Origin of the sequence: Arthrobacter pityocampae (genome assembly GCF_002927275.1) — a bacterium.
In the GTDB taxonomy this organism is placed as follows: Bacteria; Actinomycetota; Actinomycetes; order Actinomycetales; family Micrococcaceae; genus Arthrobacter_D; species Arthrobacter_D pityocampae.
Map to the genome: position 1 here is coordinate 261,698 of NZ_PRKW01000002.1, position 18,687 is coordinate 280,384.

At 68.5% G+C, this 18,687-nt stretch carries 12 protein-coding genes and 1 tRNA gene; 3 read left to right on the top strand and 10 right to left on the bottom strand.

All coding sequences use genetic code 11. The features are described 5' to 3' along the window. Positions 1 to 39 precede the first annotated feature (39 nt). Positions 40 to 378, bottom strand: a complete 339-nt coding sequence (locus C4K88_RS05095; protein WP_104120546.1) for a DUF8129 domain-containing protein — start codon at positions 376 to 378, stop codon at positions 40 to 42. Between the two features lie 152 nt (positions 379 to 530). Between C4K88_RS05095 and C4K88_RS05100 the strand changes: the two genes are divergently transcribed. Further along, positions 531 to 1,673 (top strand): class I SAM-dependent methyltransferase, encoded by a 1,143-nt coding sequence (locus tag C4K88_RS05100; protein WP_104120547.1) that lies wholly within the window; start codon positions 531 to 533, stop codon positions 1,671 to 1,673. A 191-nt stretch (positions 1,674 to 1,864) separates the two neighbouring features. On the opposite strand, the gene rpsA is transcribed toward C4K88_RS05100, so the two are convergent. From rpsA to polA, 3 genes are all read right to left on the bottom strand, one after another. Continuing rightward, a complete protein-coding gene (rpsA, locus tag C4K88_RS05105; RefSeq protein WP_104120548.1) occupies positions 1,865 to 3,343 on the bottom strand; it encodes a 30S ribosomal protein S1 in 1,479 nt (492 codons plus the stop codon). Between the two features lie 305 nt (positions 3,344 to 3,648). Beyond that, a complete protein-coding gene (locus tag C4K88_RS05110) occupies positions 3,649 to 4,968 on the bottom strand; it encodes a GNAT family N-acetyltransferase (RefSeq protein ID WP_241521714.1) in 1,320 nt (439 codons plus the stop codon). Positions 4,969 to 5,044: 76 nt separating this feature from the next. Then, a complete protein-coding gene (polA, locus tag C4K88_RS05115; protein ID WP_241521743.1) occupies positions 5,045 to 7,693 on the bottom strand; it encodes a DNA polymerase I in 2,649 nt (882 codons plus the stop codon). A gap of 169 nt (positions 7,694 to 7,862) precedes the next feature. Between polA and C4K88_RS05120 the strand changes: the two genes are divergently transcribed. Then, the gene (locus tag C4K88_RS05120) at positions 7,863 to 8,351 is read left to right on the top strand and encodes a hotdog fold thioesterase (RefSeq protein ID WP_104120550.1); all 489 of its coding nucleotides are present in this window, start codon (positions 7,863 to 7,865) and stop codon (positions 8,349 to 8,351) included. Positions 8,352 to 8,394: 43 nt separating this feature from the next. On the opposite strand, the gene C4K88_RS05125 is transcribed toward C4K88_RS05120, so the two are convergent. From C4K88_RS05125 to C4K88_RS05140, 4 genes are all read right to left on the bottom strand, one after another. Further along, positions 8,395 to 8,778: a response regulator transcription factor gene (locus C4K88_RS05125; protein WP_104120551.1), complete on the bottom strand. Its 384-nt coding sequence runs from the start codon at positions 8,776 to 8,778 to the stop codon at positions 8,395 to 8,397. A 45-nt stretch (positions 8,779 to 8,823) separates the two neighbouring features. After that, a complete protein-coding gene (gene ligD, locus C4K88_RS05130; protein ID WP_104120552.1) occupies positions 8,824 to 9,846 on the bottom strand; it encodes a non-homologous end-joining DNA ligase in 1,023 nt (340 codons plus the stop codon). A gap of 325 nt (positions 9,847 to 10,171) precedes the next feature. Further along, positions 10,172 to 14,191 carry a Pls/PosA family non-ribosomal peptide synthetase gene (locus tag C4K88_RS05135; protein ID WP_241521715.1) on the bottom strand — a complete coding sequence of 1,340 codons (4,020 nt, stop codon included), beginning with the start codon at positions 14,189 to 14,191 and terminating at the stop codon, positions 10,172 to 10,174. Between the two features lie 136 nt (positions 14,192 to 14,327). Continuing rightward, a complete protein-coding gene (locus C4K88_RS05140; protein WP_241521716.1) occupies positions 14,328 to 15,641 on the bottom strand; it encodes an aspartate kinase in 1,314 nt (437 codons plus the stop codon). 357 nt (positions 15,642 to 15,998) lie between these two features. On the opposite strand from C4K88_RS05140, the gene C4K88_RS05145 reads away from it, so the two are divergent. Continuing rightward, positions 15,999 to 17,036: a M20/M25/M40 family metallo-hydrolase gene (locus tag C4K88_RS05145; RefSeq protein WP_104120555.1), complete on the top strand. Its 1,038-nt coding sequence runs from the start codon at positions 15,999 to 16,001 to the stop codon at positions 17,034 to 17,036. 15 nt (positions 17,037 to 17,051) lie between these two features. Here C4K88_RS05145 and ectB read toward each other — a convergent pair whose 3' ends face one another. Then, entirely contained in the window at positions 17,052 to 18,320 is a 1,269-nt protein-coding gene (gene ectB / locus C4K88_RS05150) for a diaminobutyrate--2-oxoglutarate transaminase (protein ID WP_104120556.1), read from the bottom strand. Between the two features lie 262 nt (positions 18,321 to 18,582). Further along, positions 18,583 to 18,664: transfer RNA gene (locus C4K88_RS05155), tRNA-Leu, on the bottom strand. Positions 18,665 to 18,687: the final 23 nt, after the last annotated feature.

The window sequence follows — 18,687 nt, forward strand, 5'->3', positions numbered from 1 at the left end:
CGACGGGTCCCTGGCAGTAGGCCCGCGGACCCCCGGCAGCTAGCGTGGCTGGGCCGGGTTGGTGGGGTCGCCCTGGGACGGTGAATTGATCGGCGGTCCGGACGTGACCGGGCTGACGGGAGAGCCCCCGGAGGTGCTGTCGACCTCGGGGTGTGACGTGCCCGCGCCGGCCGCGAGGTCGGCTCCGCCCTGCACCGCCTCGAGCCTCTGCTGCAGCACGAGCTTGACGGGGAGTCGGTCGCCGTGGGCCTCTTCATAGTCGAGCAGGGCCTGGAGGCCGCCCTCGTCGAGGCCGGTGATGCGCGTGGGTAGTGTCCCGAGCGGGATGTGGTCGTAATCGGGCAGGGGCAGTGCTTCATGGTCCGACGACTGGGTCACGTCTACTCCTTGGCTCCGTGGTAAGCATGCTGAGGAACTCCAGCCTAGGCACGCCGTCCACCGCCCGATAAGTCTGGCGGATCCGATGAGGACGGCTCCTGAACGGGCGCCCGTCGCCCCGGCCGCACGTCCCCCGCACCTAGGATTGGTCGGTGACCCCGTTCAGCCTCGACTCCCTGCGCCGCCGACCCGATTTGGAGGCGGCCGAGCTGGTCGCCGTGGATGCGGCGGACCGGCTGCTCCTCGACACCAGCGCGGACCGGCTCCGCCTCCCCGGCGACATCGCGACCATCAACGACTCCTACGGCGCGCTCACGCTCGGCGCCGCGCACCTCTCCGTCCGGGCTGTCCGCGCCTTCCAGGACGGCGTGGTCCACGAGCGGGCGCTCGCACTGAATGCGGCCGAGCAGGGGCTGCAGGACGCGTATCGGCCACTGCCCCTCGGCGCGGAACTCCTCGACGGCGTGTCGACCGTCCTGGTGCGCCTGCCGCGCTCGCTCGACGAACTGGAGGAGATCGCCTGGACCATCGCAGCCCATGCGCGGCCCGACGTCGAGGTCCTGGCGGGAGGACGGGTCAAGCACATGTCCGTCTCCATGAACGCGGTCCTCGGCCGCTACTTCGGGAACGTCTCGGCGGGCCTCGCCCGGCAGAAGGCGCGGGTCCTCACGGCGTCGGCTCCCCTGCCGACGGGGGCGTCCACCTTCCCGCGCCGCGCACGGCACGACGTCGGGCTCGCCCGCCCGCTGGAACTGCTCGCCTACGGGGCGACGTTCGGCGGGCCGGCGCTCGATCCCGGGACACGACTGCTGCTCCCCCATCTGCGCCGCCTCCCGGAGCTCCCGGCAATCTCCTCGGAGGACGCCGACGTCGTCGACCTGGGGTGCGGGAACGGTGCCATCGCAGCCTTCGTGGCGCTGGCCCATCCGGACCTCCGGGTCCTCGCCACGGACCAGTCCGCCTCGGCGACGGCGTCCACGAGGGCGACGGCGGCGGCCAACGGGGTGGCCGACCGCATCACGGTGAGCAGGGACGATGCGCTCTCCGCCCTGGCGGACGCCTCCGTCGGCCGCATCATTCTCAACCCGCCCTTCCACCTCGGCAGCACGGTCCACGCCGGTGTGGCCCATCGGCTCTTCGATGCGTGTGCCCGGGTCCTCGCGCCCGGCGGGGAACTCATCACGGTGTGGAACAGCCACCTCCGCTACCGGCAGGCCCTCGAGCGGACCATCGGCCCCACCCGACAGCTCGACCGTTCACCGCGCTTCACCGTGACGGTGTCGACGCGCCGCTAGGACCACGCGCGACCGGAGCCTGGGCACGCGCCGTCGGGAAGCTCCCCGCGAGGGGACACGTCCGGTGGGTCGCAGCGCCCGACACCCGCCACACGTGCGCGCTCGACCACGGAACGGAGACGGGACCGGGAACGGAGAAGGCCCCCGTCCGGAGGACGGGGGCCTTCTCCGTGTACTGCTGTGACGGGAGCTTACGCCCCGGTCAGCTTCTCGCGGAGCGCGGCAAGCGCCTCGTCGGAAGCGAGCGTTCCCGAACCGGACCCGGACTCGGTGACGACGGGCTCGGACGAGTAGCTCGTCGAGTTCGACTCGGCGGGCTCGTTCGCCGCAGCGGCGTCGTCGGACGCGTGCTGGACGACCTGCTTCTTGTGCGACTCCCAGCGGGACTGCGCCTCGGCGTACTGGGCTTCCCAGGCAGCGCGCTGGTTCTCGTAGCCCTCGAGCCATTCGTTCGACTCGGGGTCGAAGCCCTCGGGGTACTTGTAGTTGCCCTCGTCGTCGTACTCCGCGGCCATGCCGTAGAGCGCGGGATCGAACTCGGTGCTGTCGGCGTCGACGCCCTCGTTGGCCTGCTTGAGGCTGAGGGAGATGCGGCGGCGCTCCAGGTCGATGTCGATGACCTTGACGAAGAGCTCGTCACCCACGGAGACGACCTGCTCGGCCAGTTCGACGTGGCGGACAGCCAGCTCCGAGATGTGCACGAGGCCTTCGATGCCGTCCTCGACGCGGACGAACGCGCCGAAGGGCACGAGCTTCGTGACCTTGCCGGGGACAACCTGGCCCAGGGCGTGCGTGCGGGCGAAGGTCTGCCAGGGATCTTCCTGCGTGGCCTTGAGCGACAGGGAGACACGCTCGCGGTCGAGATCGACCTCGAGGACCTCCACGGTGACTTCCTGACCGACCTCGACGACCTCGGAGGGGTGGTCGATGTGCTTCCAGGACAGCTCGGAGACGTGCACGAGGCCGTCGACGCCGCCGAGGTCCACGAACGCACCGAAGTTGACGATCGAGGAGACGACGCCCGGACGGACCTGGCCCTTCTCGAGCTTGTTGAGGAACGTGGAGCGCACCTCGGACTGGGTCTGCTCGAGCCATGCACGACGCGACAGCACGACGTTGTTGCGGTTCTTGTCGAGCTCGATGATCTTCGCTTCGATCTGCTGGCCGATGTACGGAGCCAGGTCGCGGACGCGACGCATCTCGACGAGGGACGCGGGCAGGAAGCCGCGCAGGCCGATGTCCAGGATGAGGCCACCCTTGACGACCTCGATGACGGTGCCGGTGACGACGCCGTCCTCTTCCTTGACCTTCTCGATGTCGCCCCAGGCGCGCTCGTACTGAGCGCGCTTCTTGGAGAGGATCAGGCGGCCTTCTTTGTCTTCCTTCGTGAGCACCAGAGCCTCGACCTGATCGCCCACGGAGACGACGTCCCCGGGATCGACGTCGTGCTTGATGGACAGCTCGCGGGAAGGAATGACACCCTCGGTCTTGTAACCGATGTCGAGCAGGACCTCGTCGCGGTCGACCTTGACGACGGTACCCTCGACGAGATCTCCGTCGTTGAAGTACTTGATGGTCGCGTCGATCGCTGCGAGAAAGTCCTCAGCGGTGCCGATGTCGTTGATCGCGACTACGGGGGCACCTTGCTTCTCGGTGGTGGTGATGGTCATGTAGTTGGGGCTCCGTTGTGGAAGATTAGTTGCTCCGGTCACGCCGGCCCCCGCGGATCCGACGGGGTCGGGTGCGGGGTCCTGTGTCCGGATGTGGACGAATTGGACCGAATCTCGGTGAGATTCAGGGATGGTGGTGCACGCTCATGGATCGCCGGTCGAGTACCGTTGGACGGCCGAGCACCGGAAAGCATCAGAGCGCACCACGCGCCTGTCTAGTCTAGCGCCGGGCTCCAACACCGTCAAAGCTGGGCGGAGGCTCCCGGGGATGCCGGACGACGCGGCGCCAGGGGGCGCCGCATCCCCTAGAAGAAGGTGATGCAGTAGGGCTCCTGCGCCCGCCCGAACAGGGCGTCGAGGACGCCGGCGGCGCCGTCCGTATGCGCGGTCAGTCCTCCGGCTGCGGCGAGCGTGGAGGCCGGCACTCCGCCGAGGTACAGGGACCCCAGCGCGTTGACGGTCAGCGTGACATCCGGGGCGGGCGCCTCGACCCGCTCGACCTCCCCGACGCCGTCGACGACGGTCAGTGCATAGGTGCCGGTGACGAGGCCGTGGTCGTCGAGCACCTCCAGCACGATCCTGCCGCTGCCCCGGTAGGACCGCGCCCCGAGGGCCACCGGCACGTCGAGCAGCCGCACCCACAGCACGTCGTCGGTGCCCTTCACCTGGTAGCAGCGCCGGTCCCGGAGCGCCCACGGCAGGGCGTCGTCGCGCCGTGCGGAGTCCCAGGTGATGCGCTCCACGAGGTCGAGCGAGCCGAGGTAGCGCCACAGCTCGAGGTAGGCCGACGGCGTGGAGGCCACGAGGTCCACGATCTTCATGGTGTAGGGCGTGGTCTCCCAGCCCGCGAAGCGGTAGCTGACGAACCCGGCGGGCTCGCCGGCGGCGTCGTAGTGCACCGCCATCCGCACCGAGCGGTCCTCGACGGGCCGCTCGCGTCCCCAGACTCCCGCGATGCGCCGGGCCACGGCGTACTGCCGGCCGACGGAGCCGAAAGTTCCGGCCTGGAAGCGCTCGAAGATGCTTTCGGCGAGGTTCACGGCGTGTTCCCGGGCGACGAGCGCCGTCGTGCCGGTCCGCGGTGCCGTCACCTCGAAGCGCTCACGGACGTCCACCTCGACGCTCTGGGTGAAGGTGGCGGCGCCGAAGCCGAAGCGCCCGTAGATCGTGGCCTCGGAGGCGGTCAGGATCGCCAGGGGCAGCCCGCGCTCCTGCGCCCCGCGGAGGTCGCTCATCATCATGGACCGGAGGATCCCGTTGCGCCGGTGGCTGGGGCGGACGGTGACGGCTGTGATCTGGTGCGCGTCGAGCTGCGCGCCGCCGACATTCAGCGGATGCACCATGGTGCCGTAGGTGGCGACGGGGTGTCCGGCGCCGAGAGCCTCAGCGGGCTGGGCGCTGTCGTGGACACCCCACAGCACGCGCTGGTCGGCCTGGTAGGCCGTCAGGTACTGGGGGATGTCCTCGGGGTCGAGCGTCCCCTCGTGGAAGCCGATGCTCTCGCTGTCGAGCCACTTCGCGAAGCGGCCCTCGGGCGTGGCGTCCTCGTCGGCGCCGGGGGTGAAGATCTCGGTTCTCAGGTCCGGCTGGTGGGCGGTCTGGGCGGGGGCTGTGTACTGGCTCACAGTTCACCAGCCTAGACGGATGCCTACGGCGTGCACCAGCACGACGCCGGCGACCCGGACGGCACCCGTCCGGGGATCAGTGCGCGGCGTCGTGCCAGCTCGCCCCGGTCCCCACGGAGACGTCGAGCGGGACGGAGAGGTCCGCGGCGCCACCCATCTCCTGGCGGACCAGCGCCTCGACCTCGTCCCGCTCCCCCTCGGCGATCTCCAGCACGAGTTCGTCGTGCACCTGCAGCAGCATGCGGGACGCCAGGCCGCGCTGCGTCAGCGCGGCGTCGACGCCGAGCATGGCCTTCTTGATGATGTCGGCGGCCGAGCCCTGGATGGGCGCGTTGAGGGCGGCGCGTTCGGCCATCTCCCGCAGCTGCCGGTTGTCGCTCGAGAGGTCAGGGAGGTAGCGGCGCCGCCCCTCGATGGTGGAGGTGAAGCCGTCCTTGCGGGCCTGCTCGACGATCCCCCGCAGGTAGTCACGCACCGCCCCGAACCGTTCGAAGTAGTCGCGCATGAGCGTGCGCGCCTCGTCGACGGAGATGGTGAGCTGCTTCGAGAGTCCGAACGAGCTCAGCCCGTACACCAGCCCGTAGGACATGGCCTTGACCTTGGAGCGCATGGCACTGGTGACCTCCTCGGGTGCGACGCCGAAGATGTGCGAGCCGACGAACCGGTGCAGGTCCTCGCCCTCCTGGAACGCCGAGATGAGCCCTTCGTCGCCGGAGAGGTGCGCCATGATCCGCATCTCGATCTGGGAGTAGTCGGCCGTCATCAGGCTCTCGAACTTCTCGCCGTTCCGGCCCTGCCCCACGACGAACACCTCGCGGATGCGGCGCCCCTCGTCCGAGCGAACCGGGATGTTCTGGAGGTTCGGATTCGTCGAGGACAACCGGCCGGTGGCCGCGATGGTCTGCAGGTAGGTGGTGTGGATGCGGCCGTCGTCGCCCACCGCCTTCCGCAGGCCCTCGACCGTCTGGCGGAGCTTCAGGGCGTCCCGGTACGCGAGGAGCTGCTCGAGGAACGGGTGGCCCGTCTTGGTGATGAGATCGGTCAGGGCGTCGGCGTCCGTGGAGAACCCGGTCTTGATCTTCTTGGTCTTCGGCAGCCCGAGCTCGTCGAACAGGACGGCCTGCAGCTGCTTGGGCGAGCCGAGGTTGATCTCCTTGCCGATGATCCGGTAGGCCTCCGCGCCCGCGGCGCTGATGGTCTTCGAGAAGTCGTCGTACAGCCGGTCCAGGCCCTCGACCGAGACGGCGACACCTGTGAGTTCCATGCGGGCCAGCACTTCGGCGAGCGGCAGTTCGAGTCCGCCGAGGAGCTGGTTCGCCCCGCGTTCGACGAGCTGCCCGGCGAAGTGCTCGCTGAGCTGCAGGGCGGCGAAGGCCGCCACCACGGCCGGCGACGCGGCGTCGTCGGCTCCGAGGTCGAGTGCCTGCTGCCCCGAGGAGTCGGTGGCGGACGCCGTGATGGACAGGCGCAGGTGGTACTGGGCGAGGTCCGCGAGGTCGTAGCTGCGGCGGTCCGGCTGGATGAGGTACCCGGAGATCGCGGTGTCGTCGACCTCCCCCGCCAGCAGGAAGCCGCGGGCGGAGAGCAGTTTGAACACGGTCTTGAAGTCGTGGACGATCTTCGGCGCATCCCGGTCTGCCAGCCAGGCCCCGAGCACTCGTTCGGCATCGGCATCGAGCGGTTCGAGCGGGATGAAGGCGGCGGAGAGCCCCGTGACGACGGCGATCCCGACGACGTCGGTGGCCCCCGCCGTCGTCTCCGTCGCCAGCGCGACGGATGCCTGCGCCTGGTTGGTGGCTTTGAACCAGTGGGTGAGGCCGGCGGCGTCCTGGAGCACCTCGTGGGCGGGGGCGTGCTGCTCGTCCGCCTCGTCCTCCGTCTCCTCCTCCCCGAAGAGGTCGAACAGACGCTTGCGCAGCGTGTTGAACTGCAGCGAGTCGAAGAGGTCCTCGACGGCGGAGCGGTCGGGGTGCTGCGACACCATGGCCCCCAGCTCCACGGGCAGGTCGAGGTCGGTGAGGAGGCGGTTCAGGCGCCGGTTCCTCTTCACGTCCTCGATGTTGGCCCGCAGCGAGTCCCCGACCTTGCCGCCGATCTTGTCCAGGTTCTCGAGGATCCCCTCCAGACCGCCGTAGAGCTTGATCCACTTGGCCGCCGTCTTCGGGCCCACACCCGGCACGCCGGGCAGGTTGTCGGCGCTCTCCCCCACCAGCGCGGCGAGGTCGGAGTACTGGTGCGGTGGGACGAAGTACTTCTCCTCGATGGCCTGCGCATCCATCTGCGGGATGTTCGTGACGCCCTGCTTCGGGTACAGCACGGTGACGCGGTCGTTGACGAGCTGGAAGGCGTCCCGGTCACCGCTGACCACCTGCACGTCCCAGTCGGCGGCCGCCGCCTGGCTGGCGAGCGTGGCGAGGATGTCGTCCGCCTCGTAGCCGTCGAGGGAGATGGTGGGGATGCGCATGGCCTCCATGACCTTGATGATGAGGTCCACCTGCCCGTGGAACTCCTCGGGCGTCCTCGAGCGGCCGGCCTTGTACTCCGTGTACTCCTCCGACCGGAAGGTGGGGGTGTCGAGATCGAAGGCCACCGCGACGTGGCTGGGCTTCTGGTCCTTGATGAGGTTGATGAGCATCGCCGTGAAGCCGTAGACCGCGTTGGTGTGCTGGCCGGTGTCGGTCGAGAAGTTCTCCGGCGGCAGGGCGTAGAAGGCGCGGAACGCCATGGAGTGGCCGTCGATGACCAGGAGCCGGTTCCGTGAGCCGTCGCTGCGGCGCCCGGCATCCTGCGCGCCCGCCGCGGCCGTGGCCTCCGCGGCGCCCTCGGCGGGAGGGGCGATGGTCAGGGTGGCGGCGGGTTTGGTTGTTTCACTCACAGGTGCCAGCCTAGTTGCCATGACAGACAACCGCACCCGCGCCGACGCCTCCCAGCCACCGTCCGGGGAGCGCCTGGCCGAGCTGGTCGCCGCCGGGATCCCCGCCGCGATGCACGGCTGGCTGGGCCGCTACGGGGTGGGTGCCCTCACCGTGAAGATGGGCATCGTCTTCTCGGAGATGAGTGCCGAGCGCATGGTCGCGACCATGCCCGTGGAGGGCAACCAGCAGGTCGCGGGCATCCTGCACGGCGGGGCGCACGTGGTGCTCGCGGAGACCCTCGGCTCGTTCGCGGCCGGGATCCATGCCGGGCCGGGCCGGCATGCCGTCGGCATCGAGGTCGGCGCGACCCACCACCGGAGCATCGCCTCCGGCGTGGTCACGGGCACCGCCACGGCCATCCACCTCGGCAGGACCCTGACGACGCACGAGGTGGTGATGACGGACGAGCAGGGCCGGAGGCTCTCCACGGCACGGATCACGAACATGATCCGCGACGACCGCGACTGACCGGAGTGCCCGGGGCTGAGGCCTCGGGCGGCAGGATCTCCGTTCAGGTGCTCTTCGCCGCGAGCCCCTCCTGGATGTGCCGGCGCAGCTCGGCCGGGCGGAAGGGCTTGCGCAGGTAGCGGTCGGCGCCGGCCTCGTAGCCGCGCTTCTCGTCGGCCGCGTCGACGCGGGCGGTGAGCATGACGATCAGTGTCGTCGAGAAGCGCCGGATCCGCCCCGCCACCTCGAAGCCGTCGATGTCGGGCAGTCCGACGTCGAGGGTGACGACGTCGGGCCGGAGCCGGCGGACCATCTCCACGCCGGCGAGTCCGGCGGGCGCCGTGTGCACGCGGAAGCCGGATCCCGTCAGCACGGTGTGCAGCAGATCCCGCACGTCGTCGTCGTCCTCGATGACCACGGCGGTGTGGGGGGAATCGTCGGTGGTCATGCCCCGAGTTTACTCCGGAGAGGCCCCGCGCCGGGTGACGACGGGTCAGTCGCGGGTGCGCGCACGGCTCGGCTGTACCCGCATCGGCTCGCCGGGCATCTTCGGGAAGTCGGGCGGGAAGGGGAGCTCGCCGAGGCCGTTGTCGACGTCGCGGTCCCACCAGCCGCGGAGCCCATCGATGCTGCCCGGCACGGCGTGCAGGTCCTCCCACGGGTCGCCGACCGTCCGGAGCCGCTCCGGGACCGTCGCGATCGTGAAGGACGCGGGGTCGACGCCGTCGAGTTCGTCCCAGCGCACCGGGCAGGACACCGGGGCGTGCGGGAGGGCCCGCGGGCTGTAGGCGCCTGCCATGGTGCGGTCGCGGTTGGCCTGGTTGTAGTCCACGAAGATACGCGCCCCCCGCTCCTCCTTCCACCAGGCCGTCGTCACCTGCTCCGGCATGCGGCGCTCGAGCTCGCGTCCGGCGGCGATGACGGCGTGGCGTACCTCGAGGAACTCGTGCACCGGCAGGATGGGCGCGAAGACGTGCAGGCCCCGGTTGCCGGAGGTCTTCACGAAGCAGGTGAGGCCCGCCTCGCCGAGCACGGCGCGCAGCACGTGGGCGGCGACGACGACGTCGGCGAAGTCGGTGCCCGGTTGCGGGTCCAGGTCGATGCGCAGTTCGTCGGGCAGGTCCGGCGCCTCGGCCCGTGAGGCCCACGGGTGGAAGACGACGGTGTTCATCTGGGCCGCCCACACCACGGACGCGGGCTCGTCGAGGACGAGCTGCGGGTGCGAGCGTCCGCTGGGATAGGTGACCCCGACGCTGCGTACGTAGTCGGGGGCCCCCTTGGGCGGGTTCTTGCTGAAGAAGTACTCGCCGTCCACGTCGCCGCCGAACCGCTGGAGCGATACCGGCCGGCCGCCGTTGGCGCGGAGGAAGGCGGGTGCCACGTCCACGAGGTACCGCGCGAGGTCGAGCTTGGTCAGCCCGGCCCGGGGCCACAGGACCCGGGAGGGGCTCGACACCCGGACGGGCCGCACGCCGTCCGGTCCGTCGACGTCGAGGATCATCGCTTCGCTGGCCATGGGCCCAATGTACCCCCGGCCGGCGGGCAGGGGCGGGAGCCCGGACGGGTCAGGACTCGGGGCTGCGATCCCGGGCGGGGCCGGCGCTTTCTACGAGGACGTGCAGCGTGTAGGCGGGGCAGGTCGGATCGCCGACGAGCCGGATGAGGGGCCGGACGCCCCAGACGCACGTGCAGCGGGTGGCGCCCATCAGGACCGCTGCTGCCGGGATCGCTCGTCCATGGGGATATGGTCTCCCGCGATCGCTCATCGGGACCAGCAGCGTGCTTCGCACGGGCCCGGTGTTACGAAAGGCCAGCAGGCTGAGGTCCCGCACGGCCCCCGTTCACTGCCGCGGGATCGTCGCCGTCCTCGGTGGTGTCCCCGTGACAGTGGCACTGCGTCCCGACGGACCGGTGCCCTCGGACGGCCGGCGGATCTCCTGGGCCGGGTTCCCACCGAAGATCGAACCGGGAGGAAGGGTCTGGCCCTTCATGAGGAACGAGTCGGGCTCGAGGACCGCGGAGTCCTGCATGGTGACCCCGTAGTGGATGAAGGCGTTGACCCCGATGGTGCAGCCGGAGCCGATCGAGATCCCGTCGACCTTGAAGGCGCCGTCCTCCATGGAGTGGCACTGGATGGTGCTCAGGGCGTTCAGCGTGCAGTCGTCACCGATCGAGACGATGGTCTTCTCGGGTATGGAACAGCCGTCGTCGAACACGCGTCGGCCGATGCGCACGCCGAGCAGCTTCCAGATGAGGTTCTTGAACGGTGTCCCGTTGAAGATCTCCAGATAGTTCGTGGCGCTGAGCTTCCAGAACCGTTCATGACGCCAGAAGCGCTGGTCGTAGATCGAACAGAACAGGGGTTCGAGGCGACCGAAGCCCAGAGAAGCCCGCTCGATGAGGATGAAGTACACGGCGGTGAAGAGGAGCAGCGAGACGAAACCCGCGGCGACGGCGAGCACACCCAGGACGGTGAAGTGCACCATGCTGAACGAGCTGAGCAGGAGCGCGACGAACGTGAGTATCCACCTGCTGATGAGGAAATAGGCGATGGTCACGCCGTTGTGGCGGTTCTTCGCCCTGAGTTCGGTCCTGAGCCGGACCGGGTCGATCCATTTGAACTCGCTGTCGCGCTGGACGGAACGGGGTATCTCGAAGGCCGGGGAGCCCAGCAGGCCGACGTCCCGCCGATCGGGGCCTCCGAGGGGCACCATGACCTTGGTGGCCAGCAGGCAGTTCTCGGCTGTACTGGCCGTGGGGGGGTACACGATGTTGTTGCCGAAGAAGCTGCTGGCCCCCACGACTGTGGGCGAGATCCTGAAGGAGCTACTGGAGACGTCGGCATTCATGATGGACAGTCCGTCGGCCACCATCGTCCCGCTGCCGATGGTGACAGCGAAGGGGTTCTCGTGTTTGAGGGCGACACCGAAGTTCGACCCGGTCTGGACCAGGCCGGGTTGTTTGTACCCGAGCAGCCGGAGGTAGTGCACGATGAGCGAACTGTCACCGCTGAGTTCCATGTAGAAGCGGAGATTCGTCATCCGCGCGATGGCGCGCTGCGCCGCATAGGGCCAGCTGTAGAGGGGATACACCCTGTCGGGGGTCACGGCACGGTTGAGCAGCCGCGGGACCGTGGCGAGGACGAGGAGGCCCGTGATGACGAGCCCGAAGAAGAGGATGAAGGAGATGCCGAGGAGCTCCACGTAGAAGAGGGCGTCGGAATGGTCGAGGTGGTCGGTCGCGAAATACTGCGGGAGCAGCAGGGACAGCGAACCGAGCCCGATCGGGGCAAGGAGCACCAGACGGTTGAAGACCGTGACGCAGCCATAGGTGACGCGCCGTCGCGTACTGCAGGGTGCCGGGTCCACGAGGCGGAAGTCGGAGGTGCAGCGTCGGGCGGGTGAGCCTTCCCAGGACTGTCCGTCCGGAACGGATTGTGATGCGTGGAGCGAGGACGCGTGGCCGAGTTGCGCCGAGTTCCCGACGGACGCGCCGATGTCCAGGACCGACGCCTCGCCGATGACTGCGTTCGTTCCGATCGTCACCGGGCCGGTCTGGATCCTTCCGCGGTATGCGCGGTAACAGGTGAACGACGAGTCCTTCCTGACCACCGTCTCCTCTCCGATGGTCAGCAGATCGGTGCAGACGGGGACGGCTGCGGCGAAGATGGCGACCCTCGGTCCGATCTTCGCCCCCAGTGCCCGTAGGTAGAGGACGTAGACAGGAGTGCCGACGAACATCCGCAGCGGGTTCCCCCGGATGAGGGCTTTGACGGCCCAGAAGCGCAGGTAGCGCAATGACCAGACCGGGATCTCCTCGACTCTCCACCGCCCCACCAGGACCCACTTCGCCGCGATGGGCAGCACGCAGAGCACCGTGAAGGTGACCGTGCCGTACAGGAAGGCCCGTCCCAGTACCTCGACGGCGGTCTCCCCTGCGGAGGCGTACAGGAAGCCGGCGAGCAGGATCGAGGACGCCGCGAAAGCCACCAGGAGGAAGCACAGCGCCTGGAGGGTCCCGCAGATCAGGTACTGGGCGGTGGAGGCCACGACCGGAGGGCCGGCGTCGTACGGGGAGGCTCCTGTCGTCACTGTGCCCTCCGCGGCAATCGCGCCGGCCAGGGTCGTGATCGTCGGATTTTGGTACATCTCCCGCATGGCGATCGGCGGTAACTCCTCCTTGCGTCGCAGGAGCGCTGCGAAGTGGGCCAGCAGGAGGGAGTTGGCTCCCAGGTCGTCGAAGAAGTGATCCCCCACCGAGACCTTGTCGACGTGCAGCACCTGCGCCAGCGCTTCGGCGAGGGCTTTCTCCAGGTCCGTCGCGGGTGGTACGTAGGCGTTGCTCGTCGCCGAACTGCGCTGACCGTGCGGCTTCGGGAGGCTCTTCCGATCCGCCTTGCCACTGGTGAGCATGGGGATCACGTCGAGACGGTCGATGTAGGCCGGGACCATGTATCCGGGCAGTCGTTCGCGGAGGAACGCCCGCAGCAGGCCTTCATCGATGCTCTCGGTGTCCCCACGCAGACTGTAATGGGCCACCAGTTCCACATAACCCGGTTCGGGTTCGTACGAGCTCGCGACCGCCTGCGCGATCCCTGGTACCTGGAGCATCGTTGATTCGATCTCGGTGAGTTCGATCCGGTAGCCGCGGACCTTCACCTGGGTGTCGATTCGTCCGAGGTAGTCGATCTGGCCCTCGTCATTGATCCTGCCCAGGTCACCGGTTCGGTAGATCCGGTGCGAGGGGTTGTCGGCGAGATCGAGGAAGTCGGGGATGAAGGCACGATCGGTGAGGTCCTGGCGATTCACGTAGCCGCGGGCGAGCCCGATCCCGGCCAGGGCGATCTCTCCGACCTCGCCGTGCGGAAGCTCCTGAGGACGTTCCGGGTCCAGGATGACGGCCGTGTAGGTCGGCAGGGGCTGACCCAGGGTCACCGTCCTGTGCGGGTCGGCGACGGACCATGTTGCTGTGACGGTGGCTTCGGTGGGTCCGTACACGTTCAGGAACCGCCTGCCCGGCCTGTGCCATCGGGCGATGAGGTCGCGTGGGCAGGCCTCTCCGGAAACGAGCAGGAACCGCAGGTCGGGCAGGTCTTCGTCGATGGTCGCCAGCAGTGTCGGCACGCAGCACAGCGCCGTGACGGTGTTGTCCCGGATGAACTCCGCGAGGTCGGCGCCCAGCAGACCGGCTCCCTGCGGTTTGGGCACCAGCGTGGCCCCGGCCATCCAGGGAACCCAGATCTCCTCGACGGAGAAGTCGAAGGCGATCGTCATTCCCTGGTAGACGCGGTCGCGGGGTTCGATGCCGTAGACCTCGGCGGCAACCTGCACGAAGTTGCAGATGCTGGAGTGCGTGATCTCGACCCCCTTCGGGCGGCCCGTGGAGCCCGACGTGTAGATGATGTAGGCGAGGTCGTCGGAGTCCTCCACGGCAGGGAGGTCCGTCCGGCGTGCAGGGTCCTGGTCCTCGATGTCCGGTGCTGCCAGGTCCAGGCTGATGATCCGTGCCTCGCGGGGCAGCGAACCTGCCAGGTGGGACAGTGTGAGCGTCAGGGACACGTCCGCGTCATCGATGATGTACTTCAGCCTGTCCGCGGGGAAACCCGGGTCGAGCGGCACATATGTCGCGTGGACCTTCAGGACCGCAAGCATGGCAGCGTAGGCGCGCCACGGAGTGTCGAACATGAGCCCCACCCGCGCCCCGGGGACGATCCCGCCGGCCTGCAGGTAGCGGGCGAGCCTGTTGGCCGCCTGATCGAGTTCACGATAGGTGAGCGACGTGCCGTCCGCGTCGACCGCCAGGTGACCGGCACCCAGGGCGTCGTGGATCTGATCGCACCGCGCTTCGAAGAGCGTGTCCAACCGCTCCCCCGGCGTCCATCGTGCGCCTCGATCATGGACGACCGACCGTGGTGCTGCTCGACGTTCCGACCCCGTTCTTCCTCGGCCGGACGCCGGTCGGTCGGATCGAGTGGTGGACCCACGTCGTGATGTCGCCTCATACATGTGTGAACCCGTCTGCCGTTCCCGGCACAGTGACCGCGTCTCGGTGCTCGAGCGCTGGAAGGTGCTCCGGTGTCCCTCCGAGGCCGAAGGCCACTTCGAGACCGCGTACCGCTTCGCCGAGGCGACCGGCCGGAACCACGGCTGAAAGGGACAGATCCGATGTCTCGACCAGCAGGACGGGAACGGCGGCGTCCGAGAGAACCCTGAAGAACACGCGCAGCACCCCTGCGGATGAGCGCATCCCCACGCCCGAGACGGTGATGCGGCCCATGGAGTCCCGGACTTCTGCCCGTCCGCAGCCGGTCTGTTCCCGACTGGCCGAGAGGGTAGCGAGAGCAATCGGGACATCGACGGCCGGAAGGGTGAACACGACGCTGGATCTGCCATCAGCGGCCGCGTGTGCCGATCGGGCGATCATGCTGACCGAGAGCCCGCATTCCGCGAGGTCCCCGAAGATGCGTGATGTCGCTTCCGGACTCCGCGGGACGTCGACCACCGTGATCGTTGCGGCAGAGTTGTTGCTCGTCACCGCCGACACCACGGGATGCTCCTTCGCCGACCTGTCCCAGTGACCGTCCGAGCTCGGGAGGACGAGGGTTCCGGGTGCATCGGTGAAGGCGGAACGGACATGAAGAGGGACGTGGAACCGATGGGCGTACTCGACGCACCGCAGGTGCAGGATCTTGGCCCCGGAGGCGGAGAATTCGAGCATCTCCTCGCTCGAGAGGACCTCGATCTTCCGAGCCCGGGGCACGATCCGCGGGTCGGCCGAGTGCACGCCGTCGACGTCGGTGTAGATCTCACAGATGCTTGCGTCCAGAGCGGCGGCAAGTGCCACGGCAGTCAGGTCGGACCCCCCTCTGCCCAAAGTGGTGGTCTTCTTCTTCTTCCCTGCACCGCCCTGGAAACCCGCGACGACCGCGATCTCTCCACGGTCGAGGCACTCCGCGACCCTGTGGGGTCTCATGTCGATGATGCGAGCGTCCCCATGAACGTGGTCGGTGATCAGACCGGCTCGTTCTCCCGTGAAAGGAACTGCTTTGACGCCGAGATCGGCAAGGGCCATGACCAGCAGTGTCATGGGGATGATCTCGCCGGTGGAGAGGAGGGCATCGAGGTGCTTCTGCCGGGGACGGGGAGACACGCTCCGAGCAAGGTCCAGCAGCTCGTCCGTGGTGTCCCCCATGGCCGACACCACACCCACCACTTTGTACCCGGCCGAGTGGGTGCTTGCCATGCGCCGGGCCGCGCGCCGGATCCCCGCCGCGTCCTTCACCGACGAGCCCCCGAACTTCTGAACGATCACGCTGCCGGTGGGTGGTGGAGCGGAGCGCGACGGCCCTACGGAGCGGGACAGGGGTAGGTGGACGGATGAGTGCGGGCCGTGTCGTACGTCCAGTTCCGAAGCGTGCCCGGCCGCTTCGTCAGCGGGCGGCTGAACTTCCATGCCGAATTCCGTTCGATGGAGGGCGGAAAGTGTGGCGATCGTACTGTCGGCCCGCATCCCCCGGGAAGGGTCCTAAGCCACCTGACTTCCCTGGCGGTGCCACGTAGTCCACTCGCCGGAGCCTGCGGCGCGGCCTCGTTCCGGGCGTCCGACCCCGCGCGAGCGCACCGGGACGAGTCCTTTCGATCGCGGCGGCGCAGGTCTAGGGTTCAGTGCATGCGAGCCACGTCCGGTAAAGCGGTTCTCGTCGCCCTCGCCCTCGCCGTCACCCTCGCCGTCGCGGTGTGGTTCGGCGCGGCCGCGAGCCAGTCGCCCTTTCCGCTCGTACCCCATCCGACGTCGAACGCGCCCATGCGCCAGGCGCTGGAGAACGCGGACTACGCGGAGCACCTCGCCGCCCTCCAGGAGATCGCGGACGGGAACGGCGGGAACCGCACTGCGGGCACGTCCGGGTACAGTGCGTCGGCGGAGTATGTCGAGGAGGTCCTGAGGGACGCCGGCTATGCGCCCGTCCGGCAGCCCTTCACCTTCGGGCACGGACGCGACGCCGAGCGGATCGACTCCTTCAACGTCCTGGCGGACACGGCCGGGGACGGGGCCCACACGATCGTCGTGGGAGCTCATCTGGATTCCGTGCGCGACGGACCCGGCATCAACGACAACGGCAGCGGCGTGGCGGCGGTCCTCGAGATCGCTCGGTGGGTCGCCGCGTCGGGTGGAGAGCTACGCAACCGCGTGCGATTCGCCTTCTGGGGTGCGGAGGAGGACGGCCTCGAGGGCTCGAAGCAGTACGTCGAGCAGCTGACCGACGACGAGCGCGATCAGACCGTTCTGAACCTGAACATCGACATGGCAGGTTCGCCCAATGGTGCCCGCTTCGTCCACGACGGGGACGGATCCGAGTTCGGGGGGCGTCCTCCGGAAGGATCGGATCAGATCGAGAAGGTGTTCCGCGATTACTTCTCCGCGGTGGAGCTGCCCGTCGAAGCCACCGCCTTCGATGGTGGTTCCGACTACGACGCCTTCCAGGACGCCGGCATCGCCGTGGGCGGCCTGTTCGCGGGTGATGTCGGTATGAAGTCCGCTACCGAAGCCGAGGAGCAGGGCGGCGAGGCGGGCGTCGCACATGACCCGTGCTACCACCGCAGCTGTGACGACGTGGACAATGTCGACCTCGACCTCGTCGCCGAGATGGCCGCAGCCCTCGGCCACGCCACAATGGCTTTCGCCCAGGGCACACCGGCGACGCAGTGATCCCCTGCTGATCCGTCACCTGCTGGGGGCCAGGGATGCTTCACGCGTCGCGGTCGTCGCCGCCCCGGCGAGCAGGTCGAGGCCCGTGGCGAGGTCCTCGGCGCTGATGGTCAGCGGTGGCATGACCTTGATCACCTCGCTCTCCGGACCCGACGTCTCCACGAGCAGCCCGGCGGCGAAGGACTGTCGGGCTATCCTCGCCGCGGTCCGCGTATCGGGATAGAAGATCCCCGCGAGCAGTCCCCGGCCTCGGACCTGTGCGCCGTCGGACCAGCCGGCGATCTCCTCGAGCCCTTCCCTCAGTTCCGCGGTTCGGGCGGCAACCCGCTCCTGGAGTCCGGTGTCGGCCCAATAGGTCTCCAGGGCTGCGGTAGCGGTGACGAAGGCGGGGTTGTGCCCGCGGAAGGTGCCGTTGTGCTCTCCGGGTTGCCAGAGATCCAGTTCCGGCCTGAATAGCGTCAGGGCGAGTGGCAGCCCGTACCCCGAGATGGACTTCGACAGGCACACGATGTCGGGGGTGATGCCGGCGGGTTCGAAACTGAAGAACGTCCCGGTCCGCCCGCATCCGGCCTGGACATCGTCGACGATCAGGAGGACACCGTGCGCCCGGCAGACCTCGGACAGATCGTGGAGCCATGCTGCCCGCGCCGCCCGGAGTCCGCCTTCGCCCTGCACGGTCTCGACGATCACCGCTGCCGGCTTGTCCACGCCCGACCCGCTGTCCGCGAGGATCTGACGCAACCAGATGAGATCGTCGGTTCCGGGGGGAAGGTATCCGTCGTACGGAATGCTCGACGTGTTGTTCAGGGGAATGCCCGCACCCCGGCGCTTCATGGAGTTGCCTGTCACGGACAGCGAGCCCAGGGTCATGCCGTGGAAGGCGTTGGTGAAGCCGAGGACGTGGTGCCTGCCGGTGACCTTGCGGGCGAGCTTCAGGGCGGCCTCGACGGCGTTGGTGCCGGTCGGCCCGGTGAACATGACCTTGTAGTCCAGCTCGCGCGGAATGAGGACGAGGTCCCGGAAGGCTTCCAGGAACCTCCGTTTCGCCTGGGTCTTCATGTCGAGGGAATGGACGATCGCCCCTGATTCCAGGTATCTCAGGAGCGGCCGCAGCAGGAGGGGATTGTTGTGGCCGTAGTTCAGCGCTCCCGCGCCGGAGAAGAAATCGACGTAGCCCCTCCCGTCCTCGCCGTATACCCTGCTTCCGTCGGCACGGGCGAAGACGGTGTCCCAGGTGCGGCAGTAGGAGCGGACGTTCGATTCGAGGTCCTCAAAAACATCCATCACGATTCTTCCTTGAGTCGACTGATGTCGCGGGGTGTCACCTCGGCCTGGGTCTGATGAGCGGGCGGAGGGCAGGAGTGCGGCCGGCGGGTGCAGATACCCGCTGTCGGGGCCGGAGTGTGAAGCTGAATGAGCCCCAAACGGTACACCCTGCGAAACCCGTACGTAAGGGCCGGTTCGGGCAGATTGTCACGGAACGGCGGCTGCCTGGCGGCGTGACCCCGGCCGCTCCCGGGCGGCCGGCGCCGACCGGGGATCTCGGTGCCCGAAGTGGGACTCGAACCCACACACCTCTCGATACTGCATTTTGAGTGCAGCGCGTCTGCCAATTCCGCCATTCGGGCCGTACCTGCCGCGGCCGCCGAAG